Raw genomic sequence first — 3,367 nt, 5'->3', positions numbered from 1 at the left:
TATGTACTCAAAGTCATTTGACGGAAAACGGAATAGGGCAACTGTACAGAGGGGCTATTCTTTGATACAGCTGTTGGTGGTGATATTGGTGGCTTCGATATTGGCTAGGCCGTCTGAAAGATACTTAAGATTAGTTTTCAGACGGCCTTGTTGTAAGATGAGATTTGATATTGGCGTACTTTTTTAAATACAGATAAAATCCCTGCTAATTATTTATAACGATATTTTTAGGATACACAGTGCTTGCTTTGGATTATTGTCATCAAAAGGCTGCAGAAAGCCATTCCAGTTTTTTATCCGGCTTTCGTTTTTTATCGGTAGAAAAAAGAAATGCGATCACTGTTTTATACGCTTTTTGTCGCGAACTAGATGATGTGGTTGATGGCTGTACCGATCCAAATGTAGCTCAGATAACATTGAATTGGTGGCGCAGTGATTTGGAGAAAGTCTTTAACAATGAGATGCCTGAGCATCCCGTTCATCAGGCTTTAAAAGATATTCGGGCAAATTTTGACTTGCCGAAGAATGAATTTGAAGCTTTGATTGATGGCATGCAGATGGATTTGGAGCAGGCTCGTTATGGTAGTTTTGATGAATTAAAGCTGTATTGCTACCGTGTTGCAGGGGTAGTAGGGCGTCTTATTGCGCGGATTTTAGGTTTTTCCAATCCGAAAACTTTGGAATATGCGGACAAAATGGGCTTGGCTTTGCAGTTGACGAACATTATTCGCGATGTGGGCGAAGATGCGCGACAGGGAAGAATTTATCTGCCGATAGAGGAAATGCAGAAGTTTGACGTACCTGCCAACGTTATTATGCAGTGCAAACCGACAGACAATTTTGCAAAATTGATGCAATTTCAAGTGAATAGGGCACGTGAAACTTATCGTGAAGCGATGTCGCTTTTGCCGGCTGAGGATAAGAAATCGCAAAAAGTCGGCCTGATTATGGCGGCTATTTATTATGCGTTGTTGAATGAAATCGACCGTGATGGTGCGCAAAATGTTTTGACTTATAAAATTGCAATTCCTTCTCCCCGTAAAAAACGTATTGCATTGAAAACTTGGCTGTTTGGATTTAAACCATGAATACTAAGCGTCCAAAAATTGCTGTGATTGGTGCCGGTTGGGCAGGTTTGTCTGCGGCGGTTTCCCTGATTCATCGAGCCGATATTTCTTTGTTTGAGGCCGGGAGACAGGCTGGCGGTAGGGCGCGTGTCTTGTCCGGAAAAGATGATGGATTCAGCTTTTTGGATAATGGGCAGCATATCTTATTGGGTGCGTATCATGGTGTTCAAACTTTGATGCAACATATTGGCGTTCAACCTGAATCAGCCTTTTTACGCCAGCCTTTGCAATGGTACATCCATGAAGGATTGCAGTTTCAGACAGCCTCTCTGCCTGCACCTTGGTATTTGCTTGTCGGTATCCTGCGTGCGAAAAATCTTTCTTTTTCATTGAAAATCAAATTGCTGTCGGATATGTCGGCATTGCGACGTTGGGCAGCTCATCATAAAACCGATTTGACGGTTGCGAAGTGGCTGAGAACACGAAATATTCCCCGCAGCCTACTTGGCCAATTTTGGCAACCTTTGGTTTGGAGTGCTTTAAATACGCCGTTAGAACAGGCATCGTTGCGCATTTTATGTAATGTATTGAATGATGGCGTATGGTCTGAAAAGGCGAACAGCGATTATCTTTTGCCTAAGCAGGATTTAGGACGGATCGTAGCCGAACCGGCTTTGGATTTTCTGCACAAACATGGTGCAAAGATATATCTTGAAACTCGTGTTTCCCATTTAAACCATCATATTGATGGCCGAATTGAAATCAATGGTGAAGTATTTGATGCGGTGATTTTGGCTGTTGCGCCATATCATGTTGACGCACTTCTGCCTGAAGATACGCCTGACTATATTCAGACGGCCTATCAATCGTTGCACTATCATGCGATTACCACGGTTTATTTGCGTTATGCCCAAGCAGCCAAACTGCCTGCACCTTTAACCGGGTTTGCCGATGGTGCGGCGCAATGGGTGCTGCATCGGGGGGCGTTGGGTTTGCCGGATAATGAAGTTGCGGTTGTCATCAGCGTTTCCGATTGCACCGAGGCTTGGAAGGATAAAGATTTGGCCGAGAAAATTCATGCGGACATTAAGCGAGTTTGTCCGGATTTGGATAAGCCCGAAGCCGTACGCATTATTACGGAAAAACGCGCGACTACGGCGGCAACGGTTGATTTTGTACAACCTGATTTCTCATGGCTGCACCATCGCCGTATTTATCCGGCCGGTGACTATCTCCATCCGCGCTATCCGGCAACATTGGAAGCAGCGGTTCAGTCAGGCTTTGCCGCGGCTGAAAAGCTTATGCTGGATTTGCAGGTTGAATAAACTTAGGCCGTCTGAATGTTCAGACGGCCTTTTTGACTTTACAAAACTTACCAAGCCGATACAATATCCGAAACCATAAAGTTCAAGGAAAAGTCATGACGACATTAGCGAACAAAACCATCTTGATTACCGGCGCATCCCAAGGCTTGGGCGAGCAGGTTGCCAAAGCCTATGCGGCTGCCGGAGCGACTGTCATTTTGGTGGCTCGTCATCAAAAGCGTTTGGAAAAAGTATATGATGCCATTGTGGCTGCGGGCAGCCCTGAGCCGTTTGCCATTTGCTTTGATTTGATGAGCGCTGAGGAGAAAGAGTTTAAGCAATTTGCGGAAACTATTGATGAAGCAACCGGCGGAAAATTGGATGGCGTGGTGCATTGCGCCAGCTATTTCTATGCCTTGTCGCCATTGGACTTCCAAACCGTATCGGAATGGGTCAACCAATACCGTATCAATACCGTTGCGCCTATGGGCTTGACCCGTGCGCTGTTCCCATTGTTGAAGCAATCCGAAGACGCTTCTGTGATTTTTGTCGGCGAAAGCCACGGCGAAAAACCGCAAGCCTATTGGGGCGGTTTCGGTGCCTCCAAAGCCGCGCTCAATTATTTGTGTAAAGTGGCTGCGGATGAGTGGGAACGTTTTGACAACCTGCGTGCCAATGTTTTGGTGCCGGGTGCCATCAATTCGCCGCAACGTATCAAATCGCATCCGGGTGAATCGAAAAGTGAACGTAAAAACTACGAAGATGTCCTGCCGCAATTTATTTGGTGGGCAAGCCAAGAGAGCAGGGGGCGGACAGGCGAAATCGTCTATCTGTAAATATACCTGCTCAGAGTGGTTTGAAAACATGAGGCCGTCTGAAATTTGTATTTTCAGACGGCCTTTAACTCTTATTGAGTTTTATATCTAAATGATGTTGAAGTTTGATGTTTGACGTGTTCGCAGGCAAACATTAGGCTGGTACAAAATTAGATATAGT

Annotated in this window: 3 protein-coding genes; all 3 read left to right on the top strand. The window is 45.3% G+C overall.

Annotation, left to right across the window (positions count from 1 at the left end; all coding sequences use genetic code 11):
- The first annotated feature begins 239 nt into the window (after positions 1–239).
- On the top strand, positions 240–1,088 hold the full coding sequence (gene hpnD / locus ACTHUT_RS16155) for a presqualene diphosphate synthase HpnD (protein ID WP_250601206.1): 849 nt from the start codon (positions 240–242) through the stop codon (positions 1,086–1,088).
- Positions 1,085–2,392 carry a hydroxysqualene dehydroxylase HpnE gene (gene hpnE / locus ACTHUT_RS16150; RefSeq protein ID WP_250601204.1) on the top strand — a complete coding sequence of 436 codons (1,308 nt, stop codon included), beginning with the start codon at positions 1,085–1,087 and terminating at the stop codon, positions 2,390–2,392. Before hpnD ends, hpnE begins: the two co-directional genes overlap by 4 nt.
- A 95-nt stretch (positions 2,393–2,487) precedes the next feature.
- Entirely contained in the window at positions 2,488–3,207 is a 720-nt protein-coding gene (locus ACTHUT_RS16145; RefSeq protein ID WP_003682583.1) for an SDR family oxidoreductase, read from the top strand.
- The last annotated feature ends 160 nt before the right edge of the window (positions 3,208–3,367 follow it).

The organism is Neisseria sp. P0022.S010, assembly GCF_051956635.1.
Note: the sequence above shows the minus strand (reverse complement) of the source record. Positions and strands in the feature narration are given on the sequence as shown.

Bases quoted from the DNA above. Each gene is read 5' to 3' on its own strand.
- hpnE (WP_250601204.1), top strand. From the start codon at position 1,085: ATGAATACTAAGCGTCCAAAAATTGCTGTGATTGGTGCCGGTTGGGCA.
- ACTHUT_RS16145 (WP_003682583.1), top strand. From the start codon at position 2,488: ATGACGACATTAGCGAACAAAACCATCTTGATTACCGGCGCATCCCAA.